Below are 16,017 nucleotides of genomic sequence, written 5' to 3'. Positions count from 1 at the left end.
CTTTTTTTTGACTTGTCATCGCGCATTGCGCAGGAGACTTGCATGAAACGTGCTTTTATTATGGTTCTCGACTCCTTCGGGATCGGCTCCAGCAAAGACGCCGATAAATTCGGTGATGAAGGATCGGACACGCTCGGCCATATCGCCGAAGCCTGTTTCGAAGGCCGCGCCAATGAAGGTCGCGAAGGCCCGCTGCACTTACCTAACCTGACCAAACTGGGCCTCGGCAAAGCGGCTGAGCTCTCTACCGGTCGTTTCCCGCCAGGCCTCGATCCCAACGCGGAAATCATCGGGGCGTATGCTTACGCCAGCGAATTGTCGTCCGGTAAAGATACGCCGTCGGGCCACTGGGAAATCGCCGGCGTGCCGGTGCTGTTTGATTGGGGCTACTTCAGCGATAAAGAGAACAGCTTCCCGCAGGCGCTGCTGGATACTCTGGTGAAACGTGCCGATCTGCCGGGATATCTCGGTAATTGTCACTCATCGGGCACGGTGATCCTCGACCAGCTCGGCGAAGAGCACATGAAAACCGGCAAGCCGATTTTCTACACCTCGGCGGATTCGGTTTTCCAGATTGCCTGCCATGAAGAGACCTTTGGCCTTGATCGTCTGTACGAACTGTGTGAAATCGCCCGTGAGGAGCTGACCAATGGCGGCTACAACATCGGCCGCGTGATTGCGCGTCCGTTCGTGGGCGACAAAGCGGGTAACTTCGAGCGTACCGGCAACCGTCACGATCTGGCGGTGGAGCCGCCTTCAGCGACCATGCTGAAAAAACTGGTCGATGAGAAGGGCGGTGAAGTGATTTCGGTGGGTAAAATTGCCGATATCTACGCTGAGCAGGGCATCACGCAGAAAGTCAAAGCCACCGGCTTAGACGCGCTGTTCAACGCTACGATTGAGCAGATGAAGAAAGCGCCAGATACTTCGATTGTGTTCACTAACTTCGTTGATTTTGACTCAACGTGGGGACATCGTCGCGATATCGCCGGTTATGCGGGCGGACTGGAGTTGTTCGATCGTCGTTTGCCAGAGCTGATGGAGTTGGTGCAAGAGGGCGACATTCTGATCCTCACCGCCGATCACGGCTGCGATCCAAGCTGGAAAGGCACCGAGCACACGCGTGAGCACATTCCGATTCTGATCTACGGCCCGAATGTGAAGCCAGGATCGCTGGGATACCGCGATACCTTCGCGGATATCGGCCAGACCATCGCAAAATATTTTGGCCTGTCCAGCATGGACTACGGCAAGAGCATGCTGTAAAACAGCGCCCCAAATTTAATAAGGAAAATAACCATGGCAACGCCTCATATTAATGCAGAAATGGGTGATTTCGCGGACGTCGTGCTGATGCCAGGCGATCCGCTGCGCGCAAAGCACATTGCGGAAACCTTCCTCGAAGATGTGGTGGAAGTGAACAACGTGCGCGGCATGCTGGGTTACACCGGGACTTATAAAGGCCGCAAGATTTCGGTGATGGGTCACGGCATGGGCATTCCATCCTGCTCGATCTACACCAAAGAGCTGATCACCGATTTCGGCGTGAAGAAGATTATCCGTGTCGGTTCTTGCGGCGCAGTGCGCGCAGACGTGAAACTGCGCGACGTGGTGATTGGTATGGGCGCCTGCACCGATTCCAAAGTGAACCGCATGCGCTTCAAGGATCACGACTTCGCGGCGATTGCTGACTTCGACATGGTGCGTAACGCCGTTGATGCCGCGAAAGCGCTGGGCGTTGATGCGCGCGTGGGTAACATCTTCTCCGCCGATCTGTTCTATACGCCAGATCCGCAGATGTTCGACGTGATGGAGAAGTACGGCATTCTGGGTGTGGAGATGGAAGCGGCGGGTATTTACGGCGTGGCAGCAGAGTTTGGTGCGAAAGCGCTGACCATCTGTACCGTGTCGGACCACATCCGCACCCACGAGCAGACCACGGCGGCTGAGCGTCAGACCACCTTCAACGATATGATTAAGATCGCGCTGGAGTCAGTGCTGCTGGGCGATTAATCTCTTTTCCCTCACCCTAACCCTCTCCCGCACGCGGGAGAGGGGACCAGTCGGCGCTTTTTTTCTCCCTCTCCCGGTGGGAGAGGGCCGGGGTGAGGGCACCAGACCGCACCATCCCGTAAACATCTGACACACTTTTACCCAGGCTTGTGCATCTTCGTGCTGGCTCTGAAACAATCTCTGCTTATCATTAGCGTGATAACAAAGAGATTAAGCCCACCTGATGAATTTCCGTAATTTCGAAGCAGAAGAAAAGCTGTTTGCCCGCCGTGCGATTGTCGCTTTTGCCCTGGTTGTCATCTGCTTTACCATTTTAGGCATCAACCTGTATCGCCTGCAGGTCGATCAGCACAGCTATTACCAGACGCGTTCCAACGAAAACGACATCAAAATGATCCCCATCGCGCCCACGCGTGGATTGATCTTCGATCGCAACGGCATTCCGCTGGTGCGCAACGTCAGCTGGTATGACATTCACATCACGCCGTACAAAATCGACAACATGCAGGAAACGCTGAAAGAGCTGACGCCGATTGTCGATCTTACGCCGGAAGAGATTGAAACCTTCGAGCACGAGCTCAAACAGAACAGCCGCTACAAGCCGGTTGAACTGAAAGCGGAACTGACTGACGAAGAAGTCGCGCGCTTCGCCGTCAATCAATTCCGCTTTAGCGGCGTCACCGTCGATACCTATCAGGACCGTGAATATCCTTACGGTGCCGACCTGGCGCACGTGCTTGGCTATGTTTCGAAAATCAACGATAACGACTACAAACGCCTGAACGCAGAAGGCGTTGGCGAGAACTACGCGGCTGACCACAACATCGGTAAGCAGGGCATTGAAGGCTATTATGAATCGCTGCTGCACGGCAAAACCGGCTATCAGGAAGTGGAAGTGGATAACCACGGCCGCATCGTGCGCGTGCTGAAAGAGGTGCCGCCGGTGGCCGGTCAGAACATCACGCTGACGCTCGATCTGCATCTGCAGCAGTACGTCGAGAGCCAGCTAGCCGGGCAACGTGCGGCGGCGCTGATTGAAGATCCGCACGACGGCAGCGTGCTGGCGATGGTTTCCGCGCCGAGCTACGATCCCAATCCGTTCGTCAAAGGCATCAGCTACAAAGCCTATAAAGCCCTGCTGCAGGATAAAGATCTGCCGCTGATCAACCGCGTTACGCAAGGCTTGTATCCACCGGCGTCCACCGTGAAGCCTTATATGGCGATGTCGGCGCTGCTGACCAAAGTCATCACGCCGAGCTTTACCCTATTTGGCGCGCCGACCTGGACGCTGCCGGGCACCGATCGTAAATATCGCGACTGGAAAAAAACCGGTCACGGCATGCTGGACGTCACCAAAGCCATCGAAGAGTCGGCGGACAGCTTCTTCTATCAGGTGGCGTTTATGATGGGCATCGATCGCATCCACACCATGTTGAGCCAGTTTGGCTACGGAAAATCGACCGGCATCGATCTTAACGAAGAGTACGCCGGATTGCTGCCGAGCCGCGAATGGAAGCAGAAGGTGCACAAACACGTGTGGTATCAGGGCGATACCGTTTCAGTGGGCATTGGACAAGGTTATTGGGTGGCGACGCCAATTCAGATGGTGAAAGCGATGGTGGCGCTCATCAACAACGGGCGTGTGATCAATCCCCATCTGCTGGAGAAATCACAGCGCGGCAAGGAGGTGCAGCTCTACCAGGCAAAACTACCCCAGCCGCAGATTGGCGATGCTAAATCGCCGTATTGGTCGCTGGTGCGCCACGCCATGTTCGGTATGGCGAATGCGCCGAACGGCACCGGCTACAAATACTTTCACACCGCGCCGTACGGCATTGCGGCGAAATCCGGCACCTCGCAGGTATTCAGCCTGAAACAGAATCAGGTGTATAACGCCAAAATGACGCCGATGCGCCTGCGTGACCACATCTTCTACACCGCATTTGCGCCGTTTAGCGATCCCAAAGTGGCGGTGGCGTTGATTCTTGAAAACGGCGGCAACGAAGGCGTCACGGCGGCGCCGCTGATGCGCAATATTCTCGACCACATTTTTATGCCGGAAGCCACACCGCCGCCGGTGGCGACGGCGGCGCACTAAACCATGCGGCCTTGGCAGGTTATTGTCATGCCGCCTGGTTTGTGGGGTCGCGGTGCATTGCGACCTGCAACGCATCACTCCTCTCGCAATGTCGCGGTAACATGCCCAATCGCGCGCACCACTTCGCTGGAACTGTCACGAATATCCGCCATCATGCCGCCGGCTTCTTTCGCCAACCCCACGCCCTGATCGGCGCGTTTCAGGTTGGAGGCGATACCTTTCAGCGCTTTCTCCGCCAGCGTATGGTTCTGCTGCACCATGTTCTCAATTTCGGAGGTGGCGCGGTTGATGTTGGCCGCCAGCGTGCGCACTTCATTGGCCACCACGGCAAAGCTGCGACCATGCTGACCGGCGCGCGCCGCTTCCACCGCGGCGTTCAGCGCCAGCAGGTTAGTTTGATCGGCAATCCGGCGAATACTCTCAACAATGGCGCCAATGCGATCCGACGACTGACTCAGATCGTTGATATCACCAGAAATGCCGTGCAGCTCGCCCGCCAAATCATTCATGGTCTGCACGCTGTTCTCAATCACCGTGGCGCCAAGGCGCGTGCTTTCGCTGGTTTGCAGTGCGGTTTGATACGCCTGCTGCGCCGCGTCGCGCTCTTGCTGATTCTTCTCCACCTGCGCGGTGACATCGGTAGCGAACTTCACCACTTTGTACAGCTCGCCGGTTTCGTTAAACACCGGGTTGTAAGTGGCGCGCAGCCACACCGTTTGGCCGCGTTTATTTACGCGCTGGAACTGGCCGGAGATAAATTCGCCCTGATTCAGCTTGTGCCAGAAGCGGCGATATTCGTCGCTGTTGCGCATATCCGGCGGGCAGAACTGGCTGTGATGCACGCCGATCACTTCTGACGCGTTATAGCCCATGGTTTTCAGGAAGTTGTCGTTGGTCATCAACACTTCGCCCTTGAGATTGAAGGCGATCACCGCCATCGAACGCTCAATCGCAGTGGTCATGGCGCGCTGCTCTTGCGCGTCCATGATGCGCGCGGTGATATCGCTCGCCAGCTTGACGATTTTAATCACGCGGCCGCTGCGATCCTGCACCGGCACGTAATTCGCCTCCAGCCAGATAGGACGGCTGTGTTTTGCCACGCGCAGGAATTTATCGCTGAAGCCTTCGCCGCGATTCAGGCGTCGCCAGAAGTCGCGGTATTGCGGCGAGTTAAGCATATCGGCGGTGCAGAACATGCTGTGATGCTGACCAACAATCTCTTTGAGCGTGTAACCCATACGCTCGAGAAACAGCTCGTTGGCGGTAAGGATCTTACCTTCTGGGGTGAATTCGACCATGGCGATGGCATCTTGTAATGAACTGAGCGTTGCCTTGCTGTGACCGCGTTTTTGCCACGCAAGGCGTGACAGTATTCCTGATGTAATAGTGCTGAACATGGTGGACCTTATTATTGGTATCGGTTGTCAGCAAGGTTATCGGCACAAGCGACTAAAAATTCACCTATACCAGCGATAGGCGAATGAATTTTTACCGGTTGGTCTGAAGGTTGCTGTAAAAGGCATCAGTCAGCTGATTTTTGCCGAAAAGCGTTTGACGGTGCCGCGCGAGTAGGGTTTAATGCGCCCCGTTGCCCGGATAGCTCAGTCGGTAGAGCAGGGGATTGAAAATCCCCGTGTCCGTGGTTCGATTCCGCGTCCGGGCACCAACATTCTGAAAACCCAGCTTATGGCTGGGTTTTTGCTTTTCTGGGTTTCATCACTCTTCATACAACCTTGCGACGATTACGGCTCGATGCGGTGCTTGAGTCTCTGTATCTCTAAAGCAGGAAAGGTTGTTCTAAGCGGTTGGACGCTCGTTCCAAGCATCGGTGTACTGGATGTTGCCATCCACAATTCGCCACGTGATTTTTTCATACTGCAAACTGACGCTTTCCGTATGGTTTAGTTTGTCATTGCCTGCAAGCTTCACATTTGCCACGCCGCAGTTAACGCCGGTGACTTTCACGTTTTCCATCAGCACTGTGTAATAGCAAACCTCCTGGCCAGCATCGCTAATGTTATAGAAGCGAAGTTCAGCGCTTTTTAGCGTCTGCCCGGTGGCTGCTGCCTTGTACAGATAAGGCGTGGAGCTATCCACTTCTTTCTCAATCATCATTGATGAATGCTGGCGCGTACCGGTGATCCTACCGTTAGATCCGTCCACTGGCAGGTTAATGTCGTGGCTCATGCCGATAATTTCAATGCTGCCTTCACGGTCGTGAACATCGACAGATCCTCGAATATCTGCGCCACCATCATCTTTAAGCCACATATACGGAGGGATTGGTATTTTACTTGCTCCTTATTTTTTTGATTAACTTCATGGTTATTAAGTAAACAGCCGTGGTGATGGACATCACGATGACAACATCAATGTAGAAATAGGCGTCGTAGAGAGTTTCAATGTTGGATTCGCCGCTTATTAACACGGCAACCTTTCGTGCGAAATTCTGTGAGATGTACGTTTCAGCGCCACCGAGCGATCTGCCCACAGCCAGCGTTACTAGTATGAAGAAAACGCATTTTGCGGCCCTACGGGCAAGTGTTTGAGCCATTGGCAACAACCTCAATTAATCCTCGGGCCATCAGCGAAGGCTTGCCTGGCACGGGCACCATTAATGTGTTCATAAACGCCTGGCGGATACGCGCATAATCGGAGTTGTGGGGGATGGTGATGCAACCTTCTGACACGGTTCCCGGATGAAGCCGGAATAATTCGCGGCGCACGCCCTCATACCATGTTTCATCGTCAATGGCTGCATCCTCCCGATAGAGTGCAAACCATTCACTTCGGCCAAAGGCCACGCCTTTCGTGTACTTGTTCCAGGCGTCCTGTAATTCCGCCTTTCGCTTACCAAAGAAACCACCCGCGCCGCGATCGACAACCCAGTATTTCCCCGGTGGCAATGGGCCGTCACCCGAAACTGCGCCGCATCCACCTCGATTTCGATAAGCGCCATTACCAGAAAACGCCATGAAAACGCCGACGCCATAGATGTTTAACGGTGCGTAATCCGCGCCGTTAAGAATAAGTGTTCCATTCAATGCCATCGTTCCCTCATTAACCATGTAATAACCGTGGGTGATAGTAACAATGAATGGAATATAGTGCCAAAAATTGTTAGGGCTTCTTATGGGTTGATCTAACGTTTTGAACTAATGTTTTTTTTGAATGGCGTAGTTTTTATTTTTTTTATTTAATATAAAACAGTTGGATATAAATATTTATCTCTAAAATTTGTTTGATAAAACCAGCACTGCCAATTGAATTATTGATAAGACTTTAAAAAGGTTAACTCCAGAAATCAGTCTAACCACAGCAGCTATGTCCAAATAAAGAATCGCTTGTCGCCCACAACAATCCTTCATAAATTCTCTTACACCCCAACCCAATTATCGTAGGCCGCAGAGATGAGTGAGTTCGTCATAGAAGAGTGGAACAAAGAGGGTTATTTGATCAGCACGGATGAAAATAAACTGGACCTCGCCGCCATACACCGTTATCTCACCACTTCGACATGGGCAGCAGGTATTGATGAAGAGACGGTTAATGCTTCGATACAAAACAGCCTTAACTTTGGTCTTTACCATCAGAGCGAACAAATTGGCTTTGCGCGGCTCATCACGGATTACGCCACCTTCGCTTATCTGTGCGATGTTTATGTGCTCGACGCGTATCAGGGAAACGGCCTGGCACGCTGGTTGATGGCGTGCATTCATGCGCATCCGGTTTTTGCGCGGCTGCGCAGAATTACGCTGTTCACCAGCACGGCGCCGTGGCTGTATGAAAAGTTTGGCTATCAACCGGTCAACCAGCCGAACTACGCGTGGACGATTACCCGGCCTGATATCTACAAAAACAAAGCGTGATAAATCTTACAGCGCCAGCTGAATCGCCTGCACCTCATCCTCCTGCTGCGCCGGCCGCGCGCAGCAGATCAGCACTTCATCATCCGCCACTTGCGCGCTCGGTGGCGTTGGGTAAGTCACCGCGCCTTGCAGCAGTTTGGTTTTACAGCTGCCGCAATGTCCGGCGCGACAGCTGTACGCTGGGCTCAGGCCACGCGCTTCAGCCAGCTCAAGCAGCGAACCGGTATCCGGCGTCCAGCGCGCCTCTTTCAGTGAATCCATGAACTTCACCGGCACCGATTGGGTTGCTATCGGCAATAGCGGTTTTGCTTCTTTAACAATATCGTTGGTGCGCTGCAGCGACGACGGCCCAAAGGCTTCGGCGTGAATGCGATCGTCGGCGATATTCAAGGCGCGCAGCCCGTCGTACAGCGCCTGGGTAAATTGCGGCGGACCGCACAGATAGAAGTCGTAATCGTTAAACGGCAGCACCCGCGAGAGCAGCGCCATATCGATGCGGCCGGCAAAATCGTAATCAACATCCGGTTCTGCATCCGCCGTCTGGCTTAGCACGCGCACCAGTTTCACCGCGCCGTGCGCCGCCGCCAGCAACTGGTCGAGTTCGCGCACAAAAGGGCGCTCGGCTTTGCTGCGCGCCGACTGGAACAGAAACGTAGGGCTCAGGCGCTGTTTGCGCGCTCCTTCGTATATCAGATGGCGCAGCATCGCCAGCATCGGCGTGATGCCCACGCCAGCGGCAAGCAGCACCGCCGGACGCGGTTCGCTGGCGTCGAGAGTAAAATCACCCGCCGGCGCACGCGCTTCCAGCGTATCTCCGGTGTGGAGATGATCGTGCAGGTAGCACGAAACCACGCCTTCACGCTTGACGCTGATGCGGTAAAAATTCTCCGATGGCGCGACCGAAAGCGTGTAGGCGCGCATCAGCGGCTTATCCGTACCGGGCAACTGCAGGCGAATCGGCAGATGTTGACCGGCCAGATGCGGCAACAGACCCGCGCCATCATCCGGCACTAAATGAAACGAGCGGATCGTGGCGCTCTCATCCACCACCTTAATCACCTTGAACGGACGCCAGCGCGAAGCCAGATCTGCTGCACGCAGGCGTTCGGCGGCGGCTTGCCAGTCGCCGGTCATCAGCGAACTGGGTGCGACGCCATCCGGCGGCGTTAACCAGCGTAAGGCGAGGGCGGCACGACGACGCACGATACGGCGCGCACGAAACGTCCACAGCCGCTCGGCACCCTGAAAGGCGGCGATCTCGGGCGAGTCGAGAATCACTTCGGCATCGCCGCTCAGTTGCAGCGTGTCGCCGCTGGCGTAATCAACAAACAGCAATCCCGCTTTGCCATTCTGGTGAATGTTGCCCAGCGTGGAGAAAAACAGATTGCCGTTGAAGTCGGGAATGGTCAGCAGGCCATCTTCACTGACGCGTACGAAACCCGGTTTACCACCGCGATGCGAGGCATCAACCTGGCGTTCGGCATAGGTGGCGACGTAGAAGGTATCCGCCGCGCCGATGCTGGCGCGCGCGGCATCATCCAGCGCGCTCAGGGTTTCCACCTCACCGCGATAAGGTTCAGCGGGAGGATGTGCAAAGTGAAAGTCACGCAGCTGGATATAGCGCGGGCAGTTGCCAAAACTCTGTTCCACCTGCACGCGAAAACCAGCGCCAATCGCCTGCAGCACGCCGTTCATGCGGTTACGTCGCCGCGTATGCAGTTCGATGCCCAGCAGCCCAATCGGCGCGCCATCCTGCATGCCCGCCGCCGCGGGATCGCCTTGATGCGGACGCGCCTCGATATCCAGCGTGGTGGCATTGGGCGAGAAGATAAAACCGGGTTGGCCTTCCAGCAGCGTGGCCCACGCATCGCCGTGCGCATCCACGCTGCCCGCCACAATAAACGGCAGCTGCGCGTAGAAGTCGCGGTGTTGATCGGGCATGTGATCGCGGATCACGCGCTGGCCGACGTCCGCCATGCGCTCCGCCACACCCGCCTGTTGCTGAAGCGCAATTTCACCCTGATGCCAAACCGGTAGTTTCTTGCTCATGATGGTGGACTCAGGCGATGCTGCGCAGGCCAGCCGCAGTTTGAGGGAAGGGCACAAAGCCCGGCAGCGCTTCGATGCGACGCAACAGCGCGTTCACCGCCGGATAGCCGGAGAGATCGACATTGCCTTCTGGCGCACCCACGATATAGCTGTACTGCGCAACGTCGGCAATAGTCGGGCGATCGCCAACCAGCCATTCACGGCCTTCAAGATGCTGCTCAATGCGTGACAGCACCAGATGCGCGCGGGCAATCACCTCTTCAGGATTGAACGGGCGGCCAAACACGGTAATCAAACGCGCCGCGGCTGGACCAAAGGCGATATCACCGGCTGCCACGGTGAGCCAGCGCTGTACCGCCGCCGCGCCCAGCGCATCTTCCGGCAGCCATTCGCTGCGACCGCTTTTCTTCGCCAGATAGACCAGAATGGCGTTGGAATCGGCAATAAACACGCCGTCATCTTCCAGCACCGGCACCTGACCAAACGGATTCATGGCGAGGAATTCCGGCGTTTTGTTTTCGCCAGATTTGAGATCAACATCGATGACTTCATGCGGTAAATCCAGCAGCGACAGGAACAGACGTGCGCGGTGAGCATGACCAGAAAGCGGGAAGTGATAGAGTTTCATGTTGCGGTTCCTTAGGTGTTGCTCGGGATAATCCCGAGCCTTGCCATAAGGTTCGCATAGACAATTTAGCGGCAGAATAGCCGGGTTAGCGAAGTCATTGTTGCGAAAAATGGAAGAATCGTGCCGGAGCTACTTCTTAGCTTCCACGCCTGGCGTAGCGGAGCGAATCAAATACTGTTCGGTCACGTCCGGCAAATGCGTCAAGGTCCAGTCGGCCATGGCGATTTCCTGCTCGCGGATGCGCGAGAAGATATCGGCACTTTCGTGATCGTTGAGATGCTGCGCCGCCGCAATCAGTGAGGTGTAGCTGGCAATCTCAAGGTGCTCAAACACGTGGCCGCTGATCGCGCCTTTCACCACTTCATCTTCCACCATCACGCCGCCAATCGACTGACCGAAAGCGGAGATTTTGCCGGCGAGATCTTTCAATACCGATTGAGAAGTGGAGTAGCGATCGATCACGCTCTGCACCAGCGTCTGATGTTCACGGGTCTCAACAATATGCTGTTCGATACGCAGTTTAAGGTCGGGATAGTGTTCAAGGCGCGAGGCCATTTTTTCCAGCATGCTTTCAGCCTGTTTTTCCATGGCATGGGCATCTTTTACCCAATCGAGAAAGTGCTCTTCGCTGTTGTGGCTCATAATATTTTCCTGACAAATAAATAAAAGGAGATTGCGGCTGTTGCCGAATTACCGGCCAGCCGCAATAACGTTATGCGGGAGATTTATCGACGACTCGACGGCTTTTTTTACCGCCTTTTCGTCCCGCTTCAATCGCACGCTCTGGATTATTACGAAAATTGCCGCCGCTTAATTGGCCGCCTTTTTTACCCGCTTCGCGGGCTCTTTCCGGGTCCATGGCAAAATTGCCAGAACCGCCACGTGGTGTTGTCATAATGAATACCTCAGATAAAGGGGATAACGCATATTTCATTTGCTACTTAAGGTTAGCCCTAAAAGCCAAACGTACAACCAATTGCAATTAGGAATTATCCTAAGATGGTTGAAATCGTTAAGTTATTTTACATACTTAAAATAATTTGATTTGGCAAAAAAGATAATTAAAGCTTCGCGATTAATGGGTGAGAGAAAATAATTGACCGCTGCGCTTATAACTTTTTTCTCTTCCAACGTGATGAAATAAATTAACATTCCTGATGCTTTTATTTATTTCTCAGACAGAGAGTGGCGACCAGATCATTAGCCATAATCTTAAAAGGGGTTTAATAAATATAAATGCTAATAAAAAGGGATTATTTTAAGCGAAGCGCACTATTTCTGCTTTTTAACCATAAATAGTGCGTTGGGATTATTTTACCAGCACCTGCGCACCGGCGTTTTTCTCCAGTCGCGTTACGTCAAATAGCGACAGCAGCACCAACAGCGCCACACCGGCAAAGGCGATATGAATATCGCTTTGCGCAATTTCGCTATGCTCCTGCCACAACATGGATGCGCGCAGGAACAGCGCCGCCAGCGCAATACCCGCGCTCATGCTGAACTGGAAGAAGATGCTGAACACCACCGAGGCATCGCTCATCTTGTTTTGCGGCACATCGGCGAAGCCCAAGCTGTTGTAGCAGCTGAACTGCAGCGAGCGCGACAGCCCGCCAACAAACAGAATCGCGGCAATCGCGAAGTAGCCCAGCGACGGAGTGAGCAGCAAGCAGCCGAGCATCGCCGCAAGGCTGATCATGCCATTGAACATCAGCACGCGACGAAAGCCCCAGCGCTTCATCAACCAGGTTGTCGCTGGCTTCATCGCCAGGTTTCCGGCAAATACCCACAGCACCATCGCACCGGCCTGCGCCGCGCTCCAGCCAAAGCCAAGCTGAAACAGCAACGGCAGCAAATAGGGCACCGCGTTGATTGAGGCGCGGAAGAACGAGCCGCCAATCACCGCATTACGGAAGGTGGCAATTTTCATCGCGCTAAACGGCAGCAGCGGCTGCGCATGGCGGAAGCTGTGACGATACGCCAGCCAGCTGCACAGCATGCCCAGCAGCAGCAACGGAATGCCAAAACTGAGATGCATCTGCCCGAGCGCTTCCAGCGCGATAATTAATGAGGTGCAGGCGGTGGCGGTAAGCACAAAGCCGCGCACATCAAATGGCCGCCGCCGTTCGGCTTTGAACTGTGGCACCAGATAAGCGGTGGCGATGATAGCAAGGATGCCGAGCGGAATATTGAGCCAGAAAATCCACGGCCAATGGCCGTAAGTGACAATCAATCCGCCCAGCGGCGGGCCGAGCACCGGCGCAATCAAGCCCGGCCAGGTAATAAAGGCGATGGTTTTCACCATCTCCTTTTTTTCGGTGACGCGCAGTACTACCATGCGACCCACCGGCACCATCATCGCGCCGCCAATGCCTTGCAGAATGCGGCTCAACGTGAACATCGCGAGCGTGTCGCTCAATCCACACAGAATCGACGCGAGGGTGAAAATCAGGATCGCGCTGGCAAAAACCGTACGCGCACCAAAGCGCTCTGCCAGCCAGCCGCTCATGGGAATGAACACTGCCACCGCCAGTAAATACGCGCTGACGCCAATGTTCAGCGCTACCGGGCTGGAAGCGAAGTCGCGCGCCATCTGCGGAATCGCGGTGGTGATCACCGTGGCATCGAGGTTTTCCATAAAGAAGGTCACGGCAACCAACAACGCTAACAGCAGGGTGCGATGGGAATTCGGTCGGGCTTCTCTGCCTGAGTCGATCATGCGAGGTCCTGCGAAAACAGAAGGATGCAAAGACTTTTAATGAAAAGCGCAGCAGGTGCAAATCAAAATCACAGAATGCATGAGTCGTAGCGGCGCAATTCATTGCGCGATAAACGCGCCGCTAAGCAATGTGCGATGACAGGATGCGCACTGGATAAAATCAGATGGCTTCTGCCACAGTAGCTTTTGCCTCAATAAACTCCACCACCGCACGCGTTACCTCAGCGGTATTCGCCGTGCCGCCGACATCCGGTGTCAAAATGCCCTGAGCGCAGACATATTCAATACCTTGCATAATCAGCGCCGCAGCATCCCGCTCGCCGAGATGCTCCAGCATCTGCACCGCCGTCCAGAACGTGGCGATCGGGTTGGCGATGCCTTTGCCGGTGATATCAAACGCCGAGCCGTGAATCGGTTCGAACATCGACGGGAAGCGACGTTCAGGATCGATATTGGCGGTGGGCGCCACGCCCAAACTGCCCGCCAGCGCTCCGGCCAGATCCGACAAAATATCGGCGTGCAGATTGGTGGCGACAATGGTATCGAGGCTCTGCGGATGCAGCGTCATGCGATGCGTCATCGCATCCACCAGCATTTTGTCCCACTGCACATCCGGGAACTCCTGCGCCACTTCGGCGGCAATCTCATCCCACATCACCATGCCGTGACGCTGGGCGTTGGATTTGGTCACCACCGTCAGCAGCTTGCGTGGGCGTGACTGCGCCAGTTTGAAGGCATAACGCATTATGCGCGTCACGCCAACGCGGGTGAAGATCGCCACTTCGGTGCCGACTTCTTCCGGCAAACCACGATGCGCGCGCCCACCATTACCGGAATATTCGCCTTCTGAGTTTTCCCGCACAATCACCCAGTCGAGATCGCCGGGGCCGCGATTGCGCAGCGGCGAGGTGACGCCCGGCAGAATTTTGGTCGGACGCACGTTGGCGTACTGGTCAAAGCCCTGACAAATTGGCAAACGCAAACCCCACAGCGTGATGTGATCCGGCACGTCGGGCGCGCCGACCGCACCAAAGTAAATCGCATCAAACGTCTTCAGCGTTTGCAGGCCATCTTCCGGCATCATTACGCCGTGTTGCTTGTAGTAATCCGAGCCCCAGTCAAAGGTTTGCACCGTAAACGTCAGCTGCGGATCGCGGCGCGTCAAGGCGTGCAGCACGGCAACGCCAGCAGAGATCACTTCCGGGCCAATACCATCCGCAGGAATCGCGGCAATTGAGTAGTTACGCATGATGTTTCTCCAGTTAGGTCAATGTGTATGAGGATGAGCAAGCTCTGCGGGATGCGGTGTTTTGCCGCGGGCAGAGAGAATCAGAACCACAATCGCCGATAGCACCAGCAGCCCGGCAACAAAATAGAGGCCCCACGTATAGCTGCCCGTTTGCTGACGGATCACGCCAATCATCATCGGGCCGACAAAACCGCCAAGGTTGCCGATAGAGTTGATGGTGGCGATGCCCGCGGCCGCCGCGGGACCGCTCAGGAACAGCGTCGGCATGCTCCACAGCGGCGGTTTGGAGGCGCTGATGCCGACGGTGACCAGCGTCAGGGCGATAATCACCGTAAACAGCGTGCTGACGTTCCCGGCATAAATCAGTCCGGCAGCCGCCAGCAAACAGGCACCGATAACATGCCAGCTGCGCTCTTTGGTGCGGTCCGAATGTCGCGCCCACAGAATCATGCCGATCACGCCCAGTACCGCCGGGAAGGCGTTGAGGAAACCAATTTCTATTGAGGACGCGCCGAAGCTGCGGATGATTTGCGGTGACCAAATGCCCAACGTGTACAAGCCTGCGGATGTGCCGAAATAGACCAGCGCCAGCGCTAACACACGCTTATCGGCTAGTCCGCGCCAGGCGCTGCTGTGGCTTTGATTGGCCGCGCGCGCCTGTTCTTCGGCCTGCATGGTCTTTTCCAGCCACGCCCGTTCTTCATCGGTGAGCCACTTGGCTTTCGCCGGGCGATCGGTGAGGTAAAACAGCACCACGATGCCGAATATCAGTGCCGGTATCGCTTCGAGCACAAACATCCATTGCCAACCGGCGTAGCCAAGCAGGCCATGCATCTCCAGTAATGCGGCGGAAATGGGCGAACCTAACGCAGTGGAAAGCGGGGCCGCAGCCATAAAGATGGCGGTAACCTGGGCACGTTTTGCCGCCGGGAACCAGTAGCTGAGATAGAGGATGATGCCGGGGAAGAAACCGGCTTCTGCCACGCCAAGCAGAAAGCGCAGCAGGTAGAAGCTGGTGGTGCCCTGCACAAATGCCATGCAGCCGGAAACCAATCCCCATGTGATCATGACGCGCGCAATCCAGATGCGGGCGCCGACTTTATGCAGAATTAAATTCGACGGCACTTCAAACAGAAAATAACCGAGGAAAAAGATTCCAGCACCAAAGCCAAATACCGTGGGCGAGAAACCTAAATCCTGATTCATAGTTAATGCAGCAAAACCAATATTGACGCGATCGAGAAAAGCGATGAAGTAGAGCAGCATGATGAAGGGCACAATGCGTAACGTCACTTTACGCATCACCCTTTTTTCGAGGTGAGAGTTCATATTAAAGTGCTCCAGATTGTGTAGGGTGGTGTTATTTTTTTGTAATCGAGTTCAGTATGCAGTTTT

General features: G+C 55.0%; 15 protein-coding genes and 1 tRNA gene. 5 read left to right on the top strand and 11 right to left on the bottom strand.

The features are described 5' to 3' along the window. Positions 1-42 precede the first annotated feature (42 nt). The 3 genes from deoB to mrdA all read left to right on the top strand — a co-directional run bounded on the left by deoB (position 43) and on the right by mrdA (position 4,111). The gene (gene deoB, locus P6287_RS16255; protein ID WP_277974104.1) at positions 43-1,266 is read left to right on the top strand and encodes a phosphopentomutase; all 1,224 of its coding nucleotides are present in this window, start codon (positions 43-45) and stop codon (positions 1,264-1,266) included. Positions 1,267-1,299: 33 nt separating this feature from the next. Then, entirely contained in the window at positions 1,300-2,013 is a 714-nt protein-coding gene (gene deoD / locus P6287_RS16250; protein WP_008103284.1) for a purine-nucleoside phosphorylase, read from the top strand. Positions 2,014-2,236: 223 nt separating this feature from the next. Beyond that, positions 2,237-4,111: a penicillin-binding protein 2 gene (mrdA, locus tag P6287_RS16245; RefSeq protein WP_277974103.1), complete on the top strand. Its 1,875-nt coding sequence runs from the start codon at positions 2,237-2,239 to the stop codon at positions 4,109-4,111. Between the two features lie 74 nt (positions 4,112-4,185). Here the strand turns inward: mrdA and P6287_RS16240 are convergent, their stop codons facing one another. Next, a complete protein-coding gene (locus P6287_RS16240; RefSeq protein WP_277974102.1) occupies positions 4,186-5,508 on the bottom strand; it encodes a PAS domain-containing methyl-accepting chemotaxis protein in 1,323 nt (440 codons plus the stop codon). A gap of 193 nt (positions 5,509-5,701) precedes the next feature. Between P6287_RS16240 and P6287_RS16235 the strand changes: the two genes are divergently transcribed. After that, positions 5,702-5,777 (top strand) — tRNA-Phe (locus tag P6287_RS16235). Between the two features lie 131 nt (positions 5,778-5,908). Here the strand turns inward: P6287_RS16235 and tssD are convergent. Genes tssD through P6287_RS16220 form a run of 3 tightly spaced genes read right to left on the bottom strand, consistent with a single transcriptional unit; the run spans position 5,909 to position 7,161 of the window. After that, a complete protein-coding gene (gene tssD, locus P6287_RS16230; protein WP_277974940.1) occupies positions 5,909-6,400 on the bottom strand; it encodes a type VI secretion system tube protein TssD in 492 nt (163 codons plus the stop codon). Position 6,401: 1 nt separating this feature from the next. Next, complete coding sequence (locus P6287_RS16225; protein WP_277974101.1) at positions 6,402-6,665, bottom strand: hypothetical protein; 264 nt, start codon at positions 6,663-6,665, stop codon at positions 6,402-6,404. Beyond that, positions 6,643-7,161, bottom strand: coding sequence for a DUF2778 domain-containing protein (locus P6287_RS16220; RefSeq protein ID WP_222185473.1), 519 nt, complete (start codon positions 7,159-7,161; stop codon positions 6,643-6,645). The genes P6287_RS16225 and P6287_RS16220 overlap by 23 nt, the downstream gene beginning before the upstream one ends. Before the next feature lie 360 nt (positions 7,162-7,521). Between P6287_RS16220 and P6287_RS16215 the strand changes: the two genes are divergently transcribed. Beyond that, positions 7,522-7,980: a GNAT family N-acetyltransferase gene (locus P6287_RS16215; protein ID WP_277974100.1), complete on the top strand. Its 459-nt coding sequence runs from the start codon at positions 7,522-7,524 to the stop codon at positions 7,978-7,980. Between the two features lie 6 nt (positions 7,981-7,986). On the opposite strand, the gene P6287_RS16210 is transcribed toward P6287_RS16215, so the two are convergent. The 7 genes from P6287_RS16210 to P6287_RS16180 all read right to left on the bottom strand — a co-directional run bounded on the left by P6287_RS16210 (position 7,987) and on the right by P6287_RS16180 (position 15,951). Next, complete coding sequence (locus tag P6287_RS16210; protein WP_277974099.1) at positions 7,987-10,029, bottom strand: pyridoxamine 5'-phosphate oxidase family protein; 2,043 nt, start codon at positions 10,027-10,029, stop codon at positions 7,987-7,989. 10 nt (positions 10,030-10,039) lie between these two features. Then, on the bottom strand, positions 10,040-10,657 hold the full coding sequence (locus P6287_RS16205; RefSeq protein WP_101761859.1) for a glutathione S-transferase: 618 nt from the start codon (positions 10,655-10,657) through the stop codon (positions 10,040-10,042). A gap of 129 nt (positions 10,658-10,786) precedes the next feature. Further along, positions 10,787-11,299 (bottom strand): DUF892 family protein, encoded by a 513-nt coding sequence (locus P6287_RS16200; RefSeq protein ID WP_137386456.1) that lies wholly within the window; start codon positions 11,297-11,299, stop codon positions 10,787-10,789. Between the two features lie 70 nt (positions 11,300-11,369). Continuing rightward, positions 11,370-11,552 (bottom strand): general stress protein, encoded by a 183-nt coding sequence (locus P6287_RS16195; protein WP_110867269.1) that lies wholly within the window; start codon positions 11,550-11,552, stop codon positions 11,370-11,372. A 414-nt stretch (positions 11,553-11,966) separates the two neighbouring features. Continuing rightward, positions 11,967-13,373, bottom strand: a complete 1,407-nt coding sequence (locus P6287_RS16190) for an MFS transporter (RefSeq protein ID WP_277974098.1) — start codon at positions 13,371-13,373, stop codon at positions 11,967-11,969. A 160-nt stretch (positions 13,374-13,533) separates the two neighbouring features. Next, positions 13,534-14,622: a tartrate dehydrogenase gene (locus P6287_RS16185; protein WP_192412092.1), complete on the bottom strand. Its 1,089-nt coding sequence runs from the start codon at positions 14,620-14,622 to the stop codon at positions 13,534-13,536. An 18-nt stretch (positions 14,623-14,640) separates the two neighbouring features. Continuing rightward, positions 14,641-15,951 (bottom strand): MFS transporter, encoded by a 1,311-nt coding sequence (locus tag P6287_RS16180; protein WP_101761864.1) that lies wholly within the window; start codon positions 15,949-15,951, stop codon positions 14,641-14,643. Between the last annotated feature and the right edge of the window lie 66 nt (positions 15,952-16,017).

This window comes from Pantoea sp. X85, assembly GCF_029623675.1.
Lineage (GTDB): Bacteria > Pseudomonadota > Gammaproteobacteria > Enterobacterales > Enterobacteriaceae > Pantoea > Pantoea leporis.
The sequence above is the reverse complement of the archived record's forward strand: the minus strand, read 5'-3'. Positions and strand labels throughout refer to the sequence as shown.